Origin of the sequence: Acinetobacter sp. CIP 102136 (assembly GCF_000369685.1) — a bacterium.
Classification (GTDB): domain Bacteria; phylum Pseudomonadota; class Gammaproteobacteria; order Pseudomonadales; family Moraxellaceae; genus Acinetobacter; species Acinetobacter fasciculus.
This window is the reverse complement of the sequence record NZ_KB850141.1, coordinates 289,887-308,216: the sequence shown is the minus strand read 5'-3', so window position 1 is coordinate 308,216 and position 18,330 is coordinate 289,887. Positions and strand designations below refer to the sequence as shown.

The window sequence follows — 18,330 nt, the reverse complement described above, 5'->3', positions numbered from 1 at the left end:
GAATAGGTTGATTGCACTAGTGTTTTAACGCTAAAAGATGGATAGCTCGTCTACTGTATATAAATTGAACGTATCGGATACGAAAAATAAATAGGATTCTCATGACCCAAATGAAACCACACGATCTGATTGGAATTGCAGATGTCGCTGCCAAAATCCCGGCTTTCTTGACCAAAGTGCCCAATTTGCTCACTGGTCTAAGACAGGCATATTTACGTACTCCGAACACACCGGCCGGCTTGGGTCTGGCTTTTGAAAAAGCCACCAAGCGCAACCCGGAAGGCATTGCTTTGCGTTTTGAAGAGCAAAGCTATAGCTATGCTGCTCTCAATGCCTGGGCCAACCAGATTGCCCATTTCTATCTATCCTTGGGTGCCAAGAAAGGTGATGTCGTTGCTGTCATGGTCGAGAACCGTCCTGAATTGATTGCCAGTGTAATTGGTCTGGCTAAACTGGGTGTGACCACGGCTCTGGTGAATACCTCCCAAGTCGGCAAAGTGCTGATGCACAGTATCAATCTGGTCAAACCGATTGCCCTGATTGTGGGTGAAGAGTGTAGTCATGCAGTTAACGAGATTCGTGATGACCTAAATATTAGCAGTGACCGCTTGCACTGGTTTTCAGATCAAAATACTCAAGCCGATCCGGGTCAGGCGCCTGAAGGCTTTATCAACCTGGCTGAAAAAACCGATCTTGCTCCCAAATTCAATCCATCAACTACTCATTCGGTGCAGGGAAAAGACGGACTGTTCTATATTTACACCTCGGGCACGACGGGCCTACCTAAAGCGGTGATCTTTACCAATGGTCGCTGGACGCTGGCTTATGGCACCTATGGGCATGTACTGAATCTCAATAAAGATGATGTGATGTACTGTACCCTGCCGCTTTATCATGCCACAGGCATGGTGGTGTGCTGGTGCGGTGTCATTGCAGGGAGCAGCACCCTGGCTATTCGCCGTAAATTTTCGACCTCTTCTTTCTGGAAGGATGTGCAAAAATTTGATGCCTCTGCGATTGGTTATGTCGGTGAGTTGTGCCGCTATCTGATAGATGCTCCCCCATCTGAACTGGAAAAAGGTCACCGCGTGACTAAGATGATTGGGAATGGCATGCGCCCAAATATCTGGGATAAATTTAAATCCCGTTTTGGCATTCAGGAAGTGCTGGAACTGTATGCCTCTAGTGAAGGCAATGTCGGTTTTAGCAATATTTTCAATTTTGACAATACCGTCGGTTTCTCACCCACACCGTATGCGATTATTGCCTTTGATAAAGATAAAAATGAGCCGGTACGGGACGCTAAAGGCCATTGCAAACGGCTGAAAAAAGGCGAAACTGGTTTATTAATTGGTAAAATTACCCGCCGTTCACCCTTTGATGGCTATACCGATCCGGAAAAAAACAAGTCAGTCATCATGCAGGATGTATTTACCCAAGGTGATGCTTACTTCAATACCGGAGATCTGGTGCGCAATATCGGCTTCCGTCATGCGCAGTTTGTTGATCGTTTAGGCGAGACTTTCCGCTGGAAAGGGGAAAATGTTTCTACAACTGAAGTGGAAAACATGCTGACCGAGTATGACAAAATCGTTGAAGCGGTGGTGTATGGCGTAGAAATTCCCAATACCAATGGTCGTGCCGGTATGGCCGTGATTACCCTGCAACCCGATGTAAAATTGGATGATGCAGATTTAGCAGCCATGGCCGCTTGCTTTAAAAAATGCTTGCCGGCTTATGCGGTACCGGTATTTTTACGTATACAACAGCAGGTTGAAACTACAGGTACCTTTAAATACCAGAAAAATAAATTGAAAGAGCAAGCATTTGATCCGAGTAAAACCGATGAATGCCTGCTGGTGTTATTACCAGGTGCAACGGCATATTCCAAGCTCACCGCAGAGATTTTTGCCAATATCCAGGCCTATCAATATCGCTTCTAAGTACTGAAGTTGCCTATTTTTTGTTTAGATAAAGCATAATTGTTGTATTTATAATCAAACATGGGCAACTTTGTTATTTTTTGCTTGCGCTGAAATGAGATCTTGCTACAATACGCTCCATCAAACAAAGTGGTGCTTTAAGCTATTTAGCTTGACTTGCACTGCACATTCAAACCAAGTTTGAATGATGGTTCAGGGTCGTTAGCTCAGCTGGTAGAGCAGCGGACTTTTAATCCGTTGGTCCCGCGTTCGAATCGCGGACGACCCACCACTTATTTGATATTTCTTGATGGGTCGTTAGCTCAGCTGGTAGAGCAGCGGACTTTTAATCCGTTGGTCCCGCGTTCGAATCGCGGACGACCCACCATCTTCCGAAAGGATCACGTAAAAGTACACCACACTCTTGCGTCATAAAAATGGTCATCATCATTTTTATTCCTCAGGGTCGTTAGCTCAGCTGGTAGAGCAGCGGACTTTTAATCCGTTGGTCCCGCGTTCGAATCGCGGACGACCCACCATTCTTTCCTTAGAATGTTTCTCTGATTTACTTCATTATATTTTAATTAAATTGCGATGTTTTGGTCGTGTATTTCTGCGCCCAGATTTTAGGCTCACACGTTCCCACAACTCGCCTTTATTGTCTAATCTAAATCGTATTTGAATTAAGCTTTCGACCAGATCAGCCGATTTTTATCGGGTATTACTCTTGAATATGAAAGGACGTGTCTTTGACCAGTTCATAGGCTTTCGAAGGTGCCGGATAGCCACGATCAAATAATTCCCGGTTGGTTTTTTCCTTTTCACTATAGATTTTTTCCAGATTCATGACTAAGTGATTTGAATCTTTAATCTTATAGTAAAAGCTCGCCCCTTCTTTGTGATTCACCACCAGCTCGGTGCGCTCCGGATTGATAAACCAGCGGTCTTTACGGTAGGTAATATTATGAGCCGTGCTATTTTTGGTATTATCAATAAATACCTTCCCATACTGCAAAATGCTGCGATGCACCGTACCATCCGGTAGTAAAGTCAAAATAAATTCCGCCTTACCTTCAGTACAGGGCGCAAAGCGGCCATCACAATCGATTTCAGTATGATAGCGGCCTATAAACGCCTTGGCATCCTCTGGTACAGTTGCCGGGTTTAAATCTGCTTCTACCGGAAGAGTCGCCTGCCCTGCGACCTGAGTTAAGGATTTGGCGCTGACAGTCACCACATCGGCCTTCGTATTGGCAGCGGAAATTTTAACGCCCTCTTCTGAGGTCGCCTGACCTTCCTGTTCAGGTTTGACTTGCTGCTGATCGCAAGCCTGCAAAATCACCATACTCCCCAACACCAAGCTACATTTAAAAAAACTGCTTAATGTACAACGTGATACATCCAATTTCATTTTTAACAAACCTAAATAGGAAACATGGCGAGCAAAAAGCACCCAGCAAAGCTGATGAACTTTACACAAGAGTTCAATAGAATTTTCACTATGTTAGTAGCTCTTAGATCTGGTTTTAATCTTTATTAACATTACTTAACGATTTTATTTGTAATCAGCACTTTAAAAAGTTTAAGTAAACTCCATTTCTTTAAGTATGGATCCATTTTAGGATTCAAACTTATTTTTAATCAGGAGATTTTAATGGCCAATGTTGGTTTATATCGCTCTAACCGCTCAAACATGATTGCAGGTGTAATGGGTGGTATTGCTGAACGTTTTGGTTGGAACGCAAATTTATTACGTCTGATTTTTGTGGTGATTTCAATCATGAGTGCCGCATTCCCGGGTATTTTGGTCTATCTGGTGTTGTGGTTAATCATGCCGAAAAAACAGTACAGAATTGATCATGACAGCGTTCATCAACCTCAGGGCTATCAAAATCCTGTGCGTACAGTGAATCAGGATAAACGCTATTAAGCTGTACAGTCATTTTTAACAAGCGTTCTTAACCAGTTTCATCGCAGAGCTTCCTCTTTCACCCCGGTTAAATGGGATGAAATTTTGATGCCACGGTAATTTCCCCAAGTTATCGTGGCTTTTTTTTGCCTATATTTTTTGTTATTTCTTTGCTGTATTACAGCTTTTCACTTTCTTTCTCAGTTGAATTCACGATAAGTTCAAGATTCCAATTTTTGAAATGGATTTCACATGACTCAGGCAGAATGGATGATGCTGTGGCTCTGTGCCGTCGCAGCCCTGCTGCATGGTTTAAGCGGCTTTGGCTTTCCTATGATGAGTACGGCTGTTCTGTCCAGCGCATATCCGCTTAGCATCGCGGTTACCCTTGTCATTCTGCCCTGTCTGCTGCTGAATCTGATCATGCTGAATGCTGACCCTGCGCATAGCCTGTTGAATAGTATTGGCTATTATATAAAACGTTATTGGCCATTAATGCTTAGTAGCCTGGTCGGCAGTGTACTCGGGGTCAAGCTATTACTTTGGCTAAATGAGGCTTATTTAAAACTGTTATTGGGTCTGGTAATTATATTTTATGTCTTGGACCAGTTACGGACACGCCCCTTACAAGTTAGTCCGCATATTTCCAGCATGCTCTGTTTTGGTTTACTGGCCGGCATTATTGGAGGTGCAACCAATGCCATGGCACCTTTTCTGATGATGTATCTGATGAGTTGCCAACTCTCTAAAACAGATATTGTTATTATCAGTAATCTCAATTTCATTGCCGGTAAACTGATCCAGCTGGTTTTACTGTTTCCAATTCTGATCACACTGGAAACCCATCAACAGCATATTCTGATCGGGATAAGCTTATTCGCCCTTGCTGGTGTCTGGATTGGAGGCAAAATACGCCATCGTTTATCTCAGCAGCACTTCAAATGGATTGTCCTGGCTTTACTTCTGGGTTTGGGCTTGTATGCTCTCTGGCAAAGTGCTGGATTATTGCAACAATCTGGTTATAGTATCTTTAAATAGGATATTTTTTAAACAAATCAAAATTACAAATTCAAAGCTGGCATATAAAAATGACGTAAATAAACACCTTGCAAGGAGAGCATATGACTCAGACCAACCTAGCTACCCCGACCAATGCTATGCCCAAAGGACTGCTGAAAGGCTGGATCCTTATTCTTGTCGCAGCCATCGTAGCCTATGGCTTATATCTTTACCTGCCCTATGACCAGAATGCCAATAAAGGACTGGCCCTTTTAGCCTTTATCGGTATCTTATGGCTGACTGAAGCCATTCATATCACGATTACAGCTTTACTCATCCCCGTGATGGCGGTATTGCTGGCCATGCCAATGGCCTCTGGTGAAGAACTGGTTCCGATTACCACGCAAGCCGCTTTGGCCACTTTTGCCGATCCTGTCATTTTCCTGTTTTTTGGTGGTTTTGCGCTGGCAACGGCGTTGCATATCCAGAAACTGGACCGGAAAATTGCCATGTGGATCATCTCCATGTCCAGAGGGCATCTGGGTATTTCTGTACTAGCGATTTTTGTGGTGACAGCGCTTCTGTCCATGTGGATTTCCAATACGGCGACTGCTGCCATGATGCTGCCTTTGGCTCTGGGTTTGCTTTCACATCTGGATGTCAGCAAGGATCGTAAAACTTTTGTCTTTATCCTGCTCGGCATTGCCTATTCGGCCAGTATTGGCGGACTGGGCACCATGGTCGGTTCCCCTCCGAATGCCATTGCCGCCAAGGCCCTCGGCTATGATTTTGCCGACTGGATGAAAATCGGCTTGCCGATGATGTTCATTATTCTTCCTGCCATGCTGGTCAGTTTATATCTGGTACTACGTCCAAAACTGAATCATAAAATACAATTTGCGACCGAAGATATTCCTTGGACCAGAACCCGTATAGCCACCATGATCCTCTTTCTTTGTACTGCAATTGCCTGGATTTTCAGTAAAAAATTCACTGAAATTTTTGGTATTTCCCAGCCGGATACCTGGATTGCAATTTCGGCTGCCTGTATGGTTGTGATTCTGGGTACCGCAAGCTGGAAACAGATTGCAGAAAATACTGATTGGGGGGTGTTATATCTATTTGGTGGTGGTCTGACCTTGAGTGCCATTCTAAAGGATTCAGGCAGTTCGCTGGTACTGGGTCAAACTCTGGCCAATGCCTTTGGTGATACCTCCCCGCTGATGATTATTTTTGTAGTCGCTACTTTTATTATCTTTCTGACTGAATTTACCAGTAATACCGCTTCGGCTGCCCTGCTGGTACCAGTATTTGCCGCAATTGCGGATCAGATGGGCATGCCCAAAGAAATTCTGGTGATCGTCATTGGTATTGGTGCCTCATGTGCCTTTATGCTGCCGGTAGCTACCCCGCCCAATGCGATTGTTTTTGGAACCGGTCATATCCAGCAAAGCGAAATGATGAAAGTTGGTTTTGTACTGAATATCATGTGTATCTTTATTATTTCCCTGTTTATTTACTGGTTCTTTATTTAATCATTACAGCTTTTAAGCATCACACCATCTACAAAGCACACTCCGGTGTGCTTTGTCGTATTAATCGCCTATATGTTGAATCTTTCTCTCATCGAAAAATAATATGCATTTAACAATGATAAAGATAAAGTCCCTATATTAAAAACATCAAAAAGTGGCAAACAGATATTGGACAGGATATTTCACTTAATCTCTCAACCGATCCAGAATTCTCCCTGGAAAATGACGCTTAACCTCGCGCTTACCCCTTTGATCATCGCTGTAATTTTATTCCCTTATGCGCTATTTCATGAAGCCAACTATGGGGTTTTCTCCATTTTCAGAAGCCTGTTTTCAGCGCTTTTTATTAGCTTTTTTGTCTGCCTGACTTACTGGATGATGATCTTCCCTTTCCTATTGGTGACTCACCTGCTGCTACGCCATTATCAACTGTTTAATATCATCACGATTTTAATGAGCTGCGTACTGGGAACCCTGATTCTGGCCTATATCTCGCATCCTTCAAGTGAAAATTTTAGTTCCCATTTTTTGTTTCTGCTGTGTTTTTCCCTGCCGATGGCACTATTTTACAGTTTTCTCAGCCGGTAAGCTGACCAGAGTTGATCACACATGCTCTGTTAAATTCCGTTTTAATTCGGTTTTAAACTTTCATTTTAAAATGATTCAGCTCCTGATTCAGTGCGGCAATCATATCTGCCCGACTGATAATTCCCACCAATTGCTGCTCGCTCACCACCGGAATATAGTTGAACGAACGCTCGACAAAATACGGCACCAGATCCTGAATGGGTTGTAAAGGCTGCACTGTGATCACCTTACGGGTCATGATATGTTTGACCTGATACTCCCAGCTGCTGCGCACATCGGCAGCGCGCTTGAACCATTCCACCACCTGATACATCGCCAGCGTGCCAATCAGTTGTTCATTAGCATTGACGACGGGCAGGCTCATCAGGTTCATCTGCTTGAACTTGTCCAGGGCATGCTGGATATCATCATTTTCATGCAGCGTTGCCACATCCTTCGTCATAATATCCTGGCAGCTAAATTCATGTACCGCACGCGCATTGGCGCGGTTTTGTGCCTCCAGAATGATTTTTTGCAGGTCATATTCGCTGATATCCAGCAGCTCGGTGCGCTGATCCAGCACTTCCTGAATATCCTGCGGTTGAATCGTGACTTTCTGGGTCGGCGTCGGATCCTTGGAACGAGTATTTAGTTGAGCTTGCTGCGGATAATCCTTGCCAATCATCCGGTTAAAGACAATGGCAATTACCATCAGTAAAATTGAATTGAGTAGTACCGGATAAAATACAAAGGCATAACCGAGTTCATGCACCGGCTGGCCGCCCAGCACTGCGGTAATGGCCACGGCGCCACTCGGTGGATGCAGGGAATCTGTGGTCATCATCAGGACAATTGCCAAAGCCACGGCTACACTAAAAGCCTCAGTTGGACTGGCAATTAACAAGGCACAGCTCACGCCAATCACGGCAGCAATGGTGTTGCCGACCAGAATATTCCAGGGCTGCGCCAGAGGGCTGGCCGGCACTGCAAAAAGTAATACCGAGGATGCGCCCATCGGAGCAATATACCAGGCTTCAAAATCCCCCAGAATCCATAAACTCAATAAAGACGAGACTACCAACCCCAATAGTGCCCCAGCTCCGCAGAGCAAACGGTCTTTGAGTGGAAGGATTTTGAAATTCGGTTTTAAGGTATTGAGCCAGTCGAGATGGGAGTGAAACACAGTGCGCCTGATCTTATTGTTCATAGATTTTGGGCATTATAGAACCAAGCCAGATGAAAGGCATCTGTGTTTTACATCTTTTCATCATGAATCGATCGAAGCTTTTTAAAACCATAATAATCTCGCTCAGCTTGAAAATACTGATCCTGTTTTTTTTGCAGAACAACCGCTCCCCTATCAATCGCCATTGAAATGGAAAAATCCTTTGTAACCATTTTGCTTAGTATATTTCCAGAACATTTTTATTGTGGCCTGCCTATTCATTCAGGTTTGATCAGGGGCTGGATTTTTAACAGCTCAACCTGACCATAATAAGTTGAAAATGCCACATCTCCGGCATCGACTCCAGTGCCGATCCGAATAAGATTTTCGACCGGAGCCAAACGGGTCGGATCAAACTGCACCCAGCCACCGTCTAAATAGGCTTCAAAAATGGCATGAAAATCGGGTAGAAACTTTTCAATTTCCACATAACCGACCACCATGCGTGCCGGAATTCCCAAGGCACGGCACAGCGCAATGCCTAAATGGGCAAAGTCACGACATACGCCTGCGCGATGCACCAGTACATCTGTAGCAGTGGTAAACTGATCAGAACTGCCAGACACATAAAAAATATTGTTATAAATCCACTGTTCAATGGCTTTGACCCGCGTATAGCCCGGTGTCATCCAGCCAAATGAGCGTTTCGCCATTTCCAGTAATAAATCCGAATTACAATAACGGCTGGCCAATAAATAAGGCAATACTTCATCGGGCAGCTCAGGAATGGCCACTTCTTTCAGACCTTGCTGTAGCTCCAGAGAGAGGCTCGGTTGACGAACCACTGTCGCCGTATAATTCAGCTCAAAAGCCTCACAGGGTTCGACCTGTAGCCGAACATGACGGTTTTGATGCTGAGTATCCTGGAATTCATGCCATGCTACGGGCAGATTAAAGCTAAGTTTTTCTTCGAGAATATTCTGATCAGGATGATGTGCCGCCTGAAGCATAAAAATAAATTCTGTCGGTTGCACGACCTTGTATTTTAAATGGCATTGAATTTGGTAAGTGGTCATGAAGTTCCTTATTTTTAAGCATTATTATATTGCGTGAATATTAAACTAATTTTAGAGTCGCAATCGTATGAGATCCGTTGAACTTTATGATTCTCCGCTTAACAGCATGCCATACATCTGATTTATTCCTGATTTTCAGATCAGCCTGTATCGGCCAGTACAGCTAAAATCGCAGTAAGCTTCTAAATGCCGCGTATCCTTTAAGCCTGTTTTATTTTTTTCAAAAAAGTATCCGTACATTAACCCTTTGCCACTCCCCTGCAAAGTCCTTATAATTGAGCACAATTTTTCTCTAATTTTAAGTGGATGACCATGAGTCGCGCCATATCGCATATTGATACCTTCCAAGGCTTAATTCTTGCCTTACAAACTTACTGGGCGGAGCAAGGCTGCGTCATTTTGCAACCTTATGATATGGAAATGGGTGCAGGGACATTCCACACTGCGACTTTCCTTCGTGCGCTGGGTCCTGAAACCTGGAATGCCGCTTATGTTCAACCATCACGCCGTCCGAAAGATGGCCGTTATGGTGAAAACCCGAACCGTTTACAGCATTACTACCAGTTCCAGGTGGTGCTTAAGCCAAACCCGGACAACATCCAGCAGCTTTATCTTGATTCATTAAAAGCGATCGGTATTGATCCTTTAGTTCACGACATTCGTTTCGTAGAAGACAACTGGGAATCTCCAACACTGGGTGCCTGGGGCTTAGGTTGGGAAGTTTGGCTGAATGGTATGGAAGTAACGCAGTTCACGTACTTCCAGCAAGTCGGTGGTGTTGAATGCTACCCAGTCACCGGCGAAATTACTTACGGCCTTGAACGTCTTGCCATGTACTTGCAAGGCGTAGACTCAGTTTACGATCTGGTTTGGACCAAAGGCCAGTTCGGTACGGTAACGTATGGCGATGTGTTCCATCAAAATGAAGTGGAACAATCGACCTATAACTTCGAATATGCCAACGTTGAAAAAATGTTTGAATTGTTCGATTTCTATGAAGCTGAAGCAACACGTTTAATTGAAGCGAAACTTCCACTTCCTGCATATGAGCAAGTCGTGAAAGCATCACACAGCTTCAACTTATTGGATGCGCGTGGCGCGATTTCTGTGACTGAACGTCAGCGTTACATTTTACGTGTACGTACATTGGCACGTTCTATTGCGACCAGCTATGTAGCAGCACGTGCGGAACTTGGTTTCCCAATGGCTGAACCTGCATTACGTGATGAAGTATTGGCACAATTAAAAGCGCAAGTTGAAGCAGAAGCGAAAGAAGCAAACAAGGAGAGCAAATAATGTCTAAACATACCGTTTTGTTCGAATTGGGTTGTGAAGAACTTCCACCAAAAAGCCTGAAAAAATTACGTGATGCTTTACATGCTGAAACGGTTAAAGGCTTAAAAGATGCGGGTCTTGCTTTTGATTCAATCAAAGCTTATGCAGCACCACGTCGTCTTGCACTTAAAATCGTCAATGTTGATGCTGCGCAAGCAGACACACAAAAACGTTTTGACGGCCCTGCTAAACAAGCAGCCTTTGATGCTGAAGGCAACCCGACTAAAGCACTTGAAGGCTTTATGCGTGGTCAAGGCATCACAGTTGATCAAGTATCGACTTTCCAAGCCGGTAAAGTTGAAAAAGTTTGCTATCTAAAAGACGTAAAAGGTCAAAGCCTTGACGTTTTATTGCCACAAATTTTACAAAATGCTTTAGACAACCTGCCAATTGCAAAACGCATGCGTTCTGCGGCGAGCCGTACTGAATTCGTACGTCCTGTGAAATGGGTGGTGTTGTTAAAAGACAACGACGTAGTTGATGCGACGATTCAAGATCACAAAGCCGGTAACGTGACTTTTGGTCATCGTTTCCACGCGCCAGAAGCGATCACTTTAACGCACGCTGACGAATACTTAAGCAAGCTTAAAGCAGCTCACGTTGTGGCTTCTTTTGAAGAGCGTCAAGCAATCATCGACCAACAAGTGAAAGCGCTTGCTGATGAAGTCAATGCCATTGCGATTGTACCAAGCGATCTTCGTGACGAAGTGACTGCATTGGTTGAATGGCCTGTTGCGCTACGTGCAAGCTTTGAAGAACGCTTCCTTGCTGTTCCTCAAGAAGCATTGATCACTACGATGCAGGACAACCAAAAATACTTCTGTTTGGTGAATAGCGACAATAAACTTCAACCGTACTTCATTACTGTGTCAAACATTGAGTCGAAAGACCCGACACAAATTATTGAAGGTAACGAAAAAGTTGTTCGCCCACGTTTGTCTGATGCTGAATTCTTCTTCCTACAAGATCAAAAGCAACCGCTTGCATCTCGTAAAGAAAAATTGGCGAACATGGTGTTCCAAGCAGAATTGGGTACGCTTTGGGACAAATCGACACGTATTGCGAAATTGGCTGTGGCACTTGCACCAATTACAGGTGCTAACCCTGCGGATGCTGAAAAAGCTGCCCTTCTTGCAAAATGTGACTTAACCTCTGAGCTTGTGGGTGAATTCCCAGAACTTCAAGGGATCGCGGGTACTTACTACGCACGTCTTGAAGGTGAAAATGCTGAAGTAGCTGAGTCTTTAGGTGAGCAATATCTTCCTAAATTTGCGGGTGACGTTTTACCGAAGACTAAAACAGGTACGACGATTGCCCTTGCGGATCGTTTAGACACGCTCACAGGTATTTTCGGGATCGGTCAAGCGCCTACAGGTTCTAAAGACCCGTTTGCACTCCGTCGTTCTGCGATTGGTATTTTGCGTCTTGTGACTGAAAACGAACTTGATGTTTCAATTGAAGATTTGATCAAACTTGCGCTTGCTGCGTATGGCGATGTATTGAAAGATCACGACAAGACTTTGACAGATGCAGTTGCATTCCTGGAAGGTCGTTACCGTGCGAAATACGAAGATCAAGGTGTTGCTGTTGATGTTATTCAAGCGGTTCAAGCCTTGTCACCAAAATCTCCGCTTGATTTTGACAAGCGTGTAAATGCAGTTAATCACTTCCGTGCATTGCCTGAAGCGGCTGCGCTTGCTGCTGCCAACAAGCGTGTTGCGAATATTTTAGCGAAAGAAGCGACACCTGAAGGTGCTGTGGTTGAAGCAAACCTGGTTGAAGATGCTGAAAAAGCTTTATTCGCTGAACTTGCGAAAATTGCGCCTCAAGTTGAGCCGTTATTTGCTGCTAAAGACTATACTGCTGCGTTGTCTGCACTTGCTGCACTTCGTGCGCCAGTGGATGCGTTCTTTGACGGCGTCATGGTGATGGCTGATGATGCTGACCTGAAAGCAAACCGTTTACGTATGCTTGCGCAGCTTCGAGGCTTGTTTACGAAAGTGGCTGATATTTCGGTATTACAGCACTAAGTCAGACATTTGAAATAAAATTAAAACCCTGCTAGAAATAGTGGGTTTTTTTTATTTTTCTCAATAATATGAAATTATCACAAGCACAAAAAGCATTAGAATTTTTAAAATCTAATCCTAACCAAAAATTTACAGCTAGATTTATTGCTGATAAATTAATTGCTACATATCCTCAAGACTATATTGAGAAAAGAAATAATATTAAATTTGAAAACAATGAAAGTGCTTTTAAACAACAAGTTATTCGAGAGTTATATAGTATTTTCCCAGACTTAATTCAAAATAATCCTTGTGTAAAATATCAAGAAAAACCAAGTCCACGCCAATATTGGTATGAACCAACTTCAAATCTTTCACCAGTAAAAGGAATTGACTTCCATAATTCATTAATTATTGATGCAGAAGACAATAATCCCCCATCGATTCAAGAAAAAATATTTTCAGAATATGACTTATATCCTGTATTGATAGAATACCTATCCCAAGAACTCAATTTGCTTACATTAAGAATTGATGAAAAAAGATCATCAAATACTAGAGGACAAAATGGTAATCAATGGCTACATCCAGATATTGTGGCAATGCAAGCATTAGATAATAAATGGAATGATCTAGTTAAAACTTGTGTAAAGCATAGTTCTGGACAAAATGTTCGACTTTGGTCATTCGAGGTAAAAAAAGAACTAAATAACTCAAATATTAGAAGTAGTTTTTTCCAAGCAGTAAGTAATTCTAGTTGGGCAAATGAAGGATATTTAGTTGCGACCTCAATTTCTACCAATGAAGTTGAAGAAGAACTTCGTATGCTCTCAGCCCTCCATGGTATTGGTGTAATAATTTTAATTCCTGAAAATCCTACTGAAAGCGAAATTTTGCTTCCTGCTCGCCGGAGACCAGAAGTGGATTGGCAATCAATAAATCGAATTTTAAATGAAAATTCCGACTTTAAAAATTTTATTGAATTAGTCTCAATTTATTATCAAACTGGTCGTATTCGTACGCAGGATTGGAATCGTTAATCATTGAGCTATAGTCATTTTCTAACCGATTCCCTATACTCAACCTAACAACACTCAACAAGAAAGAATCATATGAAATTTAAAACACTCATTCTGACTGGTCTTGCGAGTATCGCAGTTACAGCTTGTACATCTGCACCAAAAATCCCACAGCTTCAGGTTGGCGTCTTACAGGAAGTCCAAAACCTCGAAGTTGTTCCAGCTACCACCAACAACAAGGCAAAACTGACCAAATTTCTCGACAAATGCGTGATTGAATTCACCGGCGATATTGGCAATAACCGTGTCATTGAACAATGGTCATTTAAAGGTATGACTCTAATCGATGCCGGCTCAGCGACTTTCCAGCGCGACGGTACTAGCACTGCACAAAAATTTGACCTGCACGATGCAGGCGTACAAAAGAACTTTGTCAGCTTACGCGAACATTTCGCCAAAGATGCCCTGACACAATGTGACTAAAAAAATCGCCTTGTTTCTAGTCTAAGAACAGGGCTTTTATTTTGCTAAAAATCAATTCGACACTTGGGCTAATTTCTACTGCCCTTTCTTTAAAAATTACAATATTTCGGCACAGATCCACCTGAAAGCTCTGCACTCTTCACAGGATATTCATTGTTTTTGGCCCATTATCCGTTACACTGAAAAACAAACTCAGACCGCACTTAGACGAATTCGAGGTCGATCCATAATGAATATCAAAACCCCAATTATTTTAACGACAGCTTTAATGCTTTCTGTTCCAGCATTCGCACAAACCACGACTCAGTCTGCTAAACCGGTTAAGCCTTATGGTGAAAATCCGAACCTGCTGCATGTCTTTGCTTATAAAGCACAGGAAGGCGTGATTAATACTGCTGAGAAAGTCGGTGAAGCAACGGAAAAAGGCATTGCCAAAATCAAGCCGGGGGTAGACCGGGCCTGGAGCAATACCAAATCTGCAACCTCTGATACACTGCAAAAAGTAGATCAGGGTGCAACTCAGGCAGCCCAACAAACCGGTCAGAAAATCCAGCAGACCAAAGAAGTCTGGCGTGGAAATTCACAACAGGCACCTATCGTGCAGCAGCCTTTAAGCCAGTCGAGTGCGACGCAAAACCCAAATACACCACAGACTCAACCCCAGTCAGGATCAGCTACCAGTTATGCGGTAACCGATTTATAAAAAAAGCCCGTGATGGGCTTTTTTAATTTTTAGAAAATAAAACTATTACCTTGTATCGACGCGATCTATGAATTGACCTGTCGAATCGGCTGACCCTGTTTAAATGCTGCTACATTTTCGACCATTTGATCCACAATCCGTTGTCTTGCATCGACACTGCCCCAGGCATTATGCGGTGTCACAATCAGGTTGGGAATCGTAGAGTCGAGCAGCACATTGCCCTGTTTCGGTGGTTCTACCGTTAGAACATCTGTCGCTGCACCGGCAATCTTGCCTGCACGCAGAGCCTCAGCCAATGCCGCTTCATCGACAATTCCGCCACGCGCACAGTTAATTAAAAATGCGCTGCTTTTCATTGCATCCAGCTCAGTATGACTGATTAAATGGTGGGTATCTTCAGTGAGTGGACAATGCAAAGTTAAAAAATCGACTTGAGGAAGTAGCTCGGCAAATGGCGCACGAGATGCATTCGCCGGACGATTTGGCAGCGCGGCAATAAGCACTTTCATGCCAAAGGCTTCGGCCAGTTTCGCCACCGCATGGCCCAGTTCGCCATAACCCACAATGCCCAATGTTTTTCCGGCCAGCTCGACAATTGGCGCATCCAGCAAACAGAACTGACTGGCTTTTTGCCATTCGCCTTGTTCTAATGCACGTTGATAAGACAGGAATGAAGTCGCCAGATTGAGCATCAACATGATGGTATGCTGCGCGACTGCCGAAGTGCCATAAGCCTGACAGTTACACACGACGATCCCTTGCGCTTTGGCCGCCTCAAGGTCGACATTATTGGTGCCGGTTGCAGAGATTAAAATGAGTTTGAGTTGAGGGCATTGCTGAATCGTAGCTGCATCGATCATCACCTTATTCGTAATGATGACATCGAAACCAGCTACACGGGATGCAATCTCGGCAGCCGAGGTCGCCGGATACAAAACTAGTGAATCAAATACTGCATGCAGTGCCTGAAAGTCCAAATCCTGCTGGTCTAAAGAAGCATAGTCTAAATAAACGGCTTTCATGGCTGTTCCCTCAATCCTGTTTGACAATTTATGTCTGTCATTTAAAACAAGTCATTGAGTCTTTTCAACCCGTTTCCAGCCTGATGCAATTAATCCAGCGGTTTATCCATATGATTACGTAGTGACTTGCGGATACGATACACCACATACACGGACAGAATAATCATAAAGATGATGGACGCGCTGACCATGATCACTGCAGGATGCACAGTTTCTGCATGTGCCAGATTAGGTAGAATCAAACCGAAGATAAAACATACTTGCATCATCCGAGTCGCTTGCATCATAGAGATCCCCTTCTTCGTTTCAACCATCGGGAACGATATAATTGGTTTATTATTTATACCGCTTATCTCCATATTATGCCAAGCTCATCACAATTCAAGTAATTGTTTTTTATAAAAATTTTTAGTTAATTTATCTCGCTGTGCGTCACAAACTGCGTATTTTTGTCACTATCTTCGATAAAAGCAGCAGCCCCATACTCATTGGTACTCAGATTCAGCTGCTTATAGCTAAACATATAAAAATCGCTATAACGCTTCATTAAAATCGGGTGCATGCCCAGACTAAGCTCATCCTGTTCCTTGATCAGTTTCATGATGTGCCGGTCATTCATCACCACCAGATAACGTTCATCATTCAGGTTAATGCTTAATAAACCATTACCTTTGGCATAAATCGGAATCAGGAATTTATGGTTCAGGGCAATTGCACCTTCTGCATAACTTTCGATTTTATGGCTGATGACATTAAATACCAGACCATGCCCATAGTGGTCCAATAACAGCTGACGATTTTCCTGCGGCAAATTCACATGAATGCCGAGCTTGAGCAGGTCATGCTGATCGACCTGTTTATTGCGTAACAGTTCCCGCAAAATAACCTGTTTCTGGCTGGCATCAAAAAACTGGTTATCCAGTTGCAGATCATTATTTTTCAGAATGTGTCCCAAGGCCATGCGGTGCCGTGGCAAGACATTTTCGATCACCTTGCGGTAGTAGAACTTGCTGTTTTTCTTGACCCGACGCATTTTCTGGTAGAAATAACTTGGCTCATATTCATGCACCAAAAAGTCATAGAGCAATTCGGAACTAGCCAAAACTGCGATCGCATCATGTCCGGTAAAAGGCAAATGCAGCACATGATGATGCGGAATCAGCGCCTCTAATTTCAGATAATGGGCACGATCTTCGGCACAGTAAGGATCATAGACAATAATATATTCGCAGGCGTTGTCGATATCTTCGACTGCAACCCGCATATTTGTATTCAGCTCTGGCTGATAGAACATGTTATAGCGGGCATCATGTACATCTTCCGGATCAATCGAATATTGCGGCACCATCGCCACCACCCGTTGTACGCCCAAGGCACGGGAATACTTGATCGCAGCATAGCCGCCCATCGAACCGCCATAGGCAATACGCTGCTGAAACGGCTCAATCAGATCTGCGATGGCTTGCAACATGTTCCACATGGAACCTTGTGGAAACCAGGATTTATGCTTGGGCATAATACCAAGTACATTAAACTCGAATTTCGCCAGTGACTTTTCTGCATTGATGTTGAGGCCCTTGGCACGGGTAATCAAATCGCCAAATGAAAAAATCAGTTCTGAAGAGGAGCCCGGCATAAAAATCGCGCGTATATGTTCATCTTCAAAAACAATCTGCTTGTCCATAACTTTCCCGTGCTGGTAAATCGAACCCTTCCACAACAATTCAGTCAATGAACGCTGTCAAAAAAGTGAATATGCTATTTTATATCGATCAAAAAGATTAAAAAGCGCAAAATATGACACAATCATTACATCCTGCAGCAAAACGGGGTTTTAGTGCGTCGGCTGAGCTCTATCAGCAAGTGCGTCCCGATTATCCGGCAGAAATCAGCCAGTGGCTGAGTGAAACGCTGGCTTTGCCTGCAGATGCGCATCTTTTGGATTTGGGCAGCGGCACCGGCAAGTTTATCCCCTATTTACGCCCGCTCAGTAAGCACATTATCGCAATTGATCCTGTCCCGGAAATGCTGGCTCAATTAAAACAGGCGCATCCGGACATTCATGCAATTGAAGGCGTTAGCCATCAACTTCCCCTGCCTGATCATAGCCTGAATGCGGTATTTTGTGCACAGTCATTTCACTGGTTTGCCGATTCTGATACCTTACAAGAATTAGATCGGGTACTCAAACCGCAGGGTTATCTGGTGTTAATTTGGAATCAGCGCGATACTCGGATCGACTGGGTTCAGGCCTTGGCCGATTGTATTGCCCCCTTGGAAGGCGATACGCCGCGCTATCATAGCGGCACCTGGCGCGAGGTCTTTGCACAGCAAACGCTATTTCAGCCCTATGCAGAAACCACAATGACCCAGCAACAGCATGGCAGTGTCGAGCAGGTGGTATCCAAGCGGCTGCTCTCGACTAGTTTTATTGCAGCCATGCCTGAACAGCAGCAGGCACAGTTAAAACAACAATTTGAACAGATCATCCAGCAATATACAGCCAAAAGCGCAGAGGAAATGATCGATTTTCCTTATGTCACCCATATCTATGTGTTCAAGAAAAGTAATTAAAAACAGGAGGCG

Annotated in this window: 16 protein-coding genes and 3 tRNA genes; 13 read left to right on the top strand and 6 right to left on the bottom strand. The window is 43.8% G+C overall.

Annotated features, from left to right (window positions below; all coding sequences use genetic code 11):
- Positions 1-101: 101 nt before the first annotated feature.
- The 4 genes from F893_RS04320 to F893_RS04305 all read left to right on the top strand — a co-directional run bounded on the left by F893_RS04320 (position 102) and on the right by F893_RS04305 (position 2,461).
- Complete coding sequence (locus F893_RS04320; RefSeq protein WP_005250558.1) at positions 102-1,943, top strand: long-chain-acyl-CoA synthetase; 1,842 nt, start codon at positions 102-104, stop codon at positions 1,941-1,943.
- Positions 1,944-2,138: 195 nt separating this feature from the next.
- Positions 2,139-2,214, top strand: a tRNA-Lys gene (locus F893_RS04315).
- Between the two features lie 20 nt (positions 2,215-2,234).
- Positions 2,235-2,310 (top strand) — tRNA-Lys (locus tag F893_RS04310).
- A gap of 75 nt (positions 2,311-2,385) precedes the next feature.
- Positions 2,386-2,461 (top strand) — tRNA-Lys (locus tag F893_RS04305).
- A 182-nt stretch (positions 2,462-2,643) separates the two neighbouring features.
- Here the strand turns inward: F893_RS04305 and F893_RS04300 are convergent.
- A complete protein-coding gene (locus F893_RS04300) occupies positions 2,644-3,333 on the bottom strand; it encodes a hypothetical protein (protein ID WP_005250556.1) in 690 nt (229 codons plus the stop codon).
- Positions 3,334-3,576: 243 nt separating this feature from the next.
- On the opposite strand from F893_RS04300, the gene F893_RS04295 reads away from it, so the two are divergent.
- From F893_RS04295 to F893_RS04285, 3 genes are all read left to right on the top strand, one after another.
- On the top strand, positions 3,577-3,852 hold the full coding sequence (locus F893_RS04295) for a PspC domain-containing protein (RefSeq protein WP_004278536.1): 276 nt from the start codon (positions 3,577-3,579) through the stop codon (positions 3,850-3,852).
- Positions 3,853-4,083: 231 nt separating this feature from the next.
- Complete coding sequence (locus tag F893_RS04290) at positions 4,084-4,869, top strand: sulfite exporter TauE/SafE family protein (RefSeq protein ID WP_005250546.1); 786 nt, start codon at positions 4,084-4,086, stop codon at positions 4,867-4,869.
- 83 nt (positions 4,870-4,952) lie between these two features.
- The gene (locus tag F893_RS04285; RefSeq protein WP_005250544.1) at positions 4,953-6,365 is read left to right on the top strand and encodes an SLC13 family permease; all 1,413 of its coding nucleotides are present in this window, start codon (positions 4,953-4,955) and stop codon (positions 6,363-6,365) included.
- Between the two features lie 640 nt (positions 6,366-7,005).
- Here F893_RS04285 and F893_RS04275 read toward each other — a convergent pair.
- Positions 7,006-8,115, bottom strand: coding sequence for an HPP family protein (locus F893_RS04275; RefSeq protein WP_005250542.1), 1,110 nt, complete (start codon positions 8,113-8,115; stop codon positions 7,006-7,008).
- 260 nt (positions 8,116-8,375) lie between these two features.
- Positions 8,376-9,173: a transglutaminase-like domain-containing protein gene (locus F893_RS04270; protein ID WP_005250539.1), complete on the bottom strand. Its 798-nt coding sequence runs from the start codon at positions 9,171-9,173 to the stop codon at positions 8,376-8,378.
- A gap of 312 nt (positions 9,174-9,485) precedes the next feature.
- On the opposite strand from F893_RS04270, the gene glyQ reads away from it, so the two are divergent.
- From glyQ to F893_RS04245, 5 genes are all read left to right on the top strand, one after another.
- Positions 9,486-10,469, top strand: a complete 984-nt coding sequence (glyQ, locus tag F893_RS04265; protein ID WP_004278542.1) for a glycine--tRNA ligase subunit alpha — start codon at positions 9,486-9,488, stop codon at positions 10,467-10,469.
- On the top strand, positions 10,469-12,538 hold the full coding sequence (gene glyS / locus F893_RS04260) for a glycine--tRNA ligase subunit beta (RefSeq protein ID WP_005250536.1): 2,070 nt from the start codon (positions 10,469-10,471) through the stop codon (positions 12,536-12,538). Before glyQ ends, glyS begins: the two co-directional genes overlap by 1 nt.
- 68 nt (positions 12,539-12,606) lie before the next feature.
- Positions 12,607-13,557, top strand: coding sequence for a COG2958 family protein (locus F893_RS04255; protein WP_005250534.1), 951 nt, complete (start codon positions 12,607-12,609; stop codon positions 13,555-13,557).
- A 72-nt stretch (positions 13,558-13,629) separates the two neighbouring features.
- Positions 13,630-14,019, top strand: coding sequence for a hypothetical protein (locus F893_RS04250; RefSeq protein WP_004278545.1), 390 nt, complete (start codon positions 13,630-13,632; stop codon positions 14,017-14,019).
- 229 nt (positions 14,020-14,248) lie between these two features.
- Positions 14,249-14,722: a hypothetical protein gene (locus tag F893_RS04245; RefSeq protein ID WP_004729377.1), complete on the top strand. Its 474-nt coding sequence runs from the start codon at positions 14,249-14,251 to the stop codon at positions 14,720-14,722.
- Positions 14,723-14,787: 65 nt separating this feature from the next.
- Here F893_RS04245 and F893_RS04240 read toward each other — a convergent pair whose 3' ends face one another.
- From F893_RS04240 to F893_RS04230, 3 genes are all read right to left on the bottom strand, one after another.
- On the bottom strand, positions 14,788-15,744 hold the full coding sequence (locus F893_RS04240) for a 2-hydroxyacid dehydrogenase (RefSeq protein ID WP_005250532.1): 957 nt from the start codon (positions 15,742-15,744) through the stop codon (positions 14,788-14,790).
- An 89-nt stretch (positions 15,745-15,833) separates the two neighbouring features.
- Entirely contained in the window at positions 15,834-16,031 is a 198-nt protein-coding gene (locus tag F893_RS04235; protein WP_081400832.1) for a hypothetical protein, read from the bottom strand.
- Between the two features lie 125 nt (positions 16,032-16,156).
- On the bottom strand, positions 16,157-17,428 hold the full coding sequence (locus F893_RS04230; protein WP_005250529.1) for a hypothetical protein: 1,272 nt from the start codon (positions 17,426-17,428) through the stop codon (positions 16,157-16,159).
- A 113-nt stretch (positions 17,429-17,541) separates the two neighbouring features.
- Here F893_RS04230 and F893_RS04225 point away from each other — a divergent pair, with 113 nt between their 5' ends.
- On the top strand, positions 17,542-18,318 hold the full coding sequence (locus tag F893_RS04225) for a class I SAM-dependent methyltransferase (RefSeq protein ID WP_005250527.1): 777 nt from the start codon (positions 17,542-17,544) through the stop codon (positions 18,316-18,318).
- Positions 18,319-18,330 lie beyond the last annotated feature (12 nt).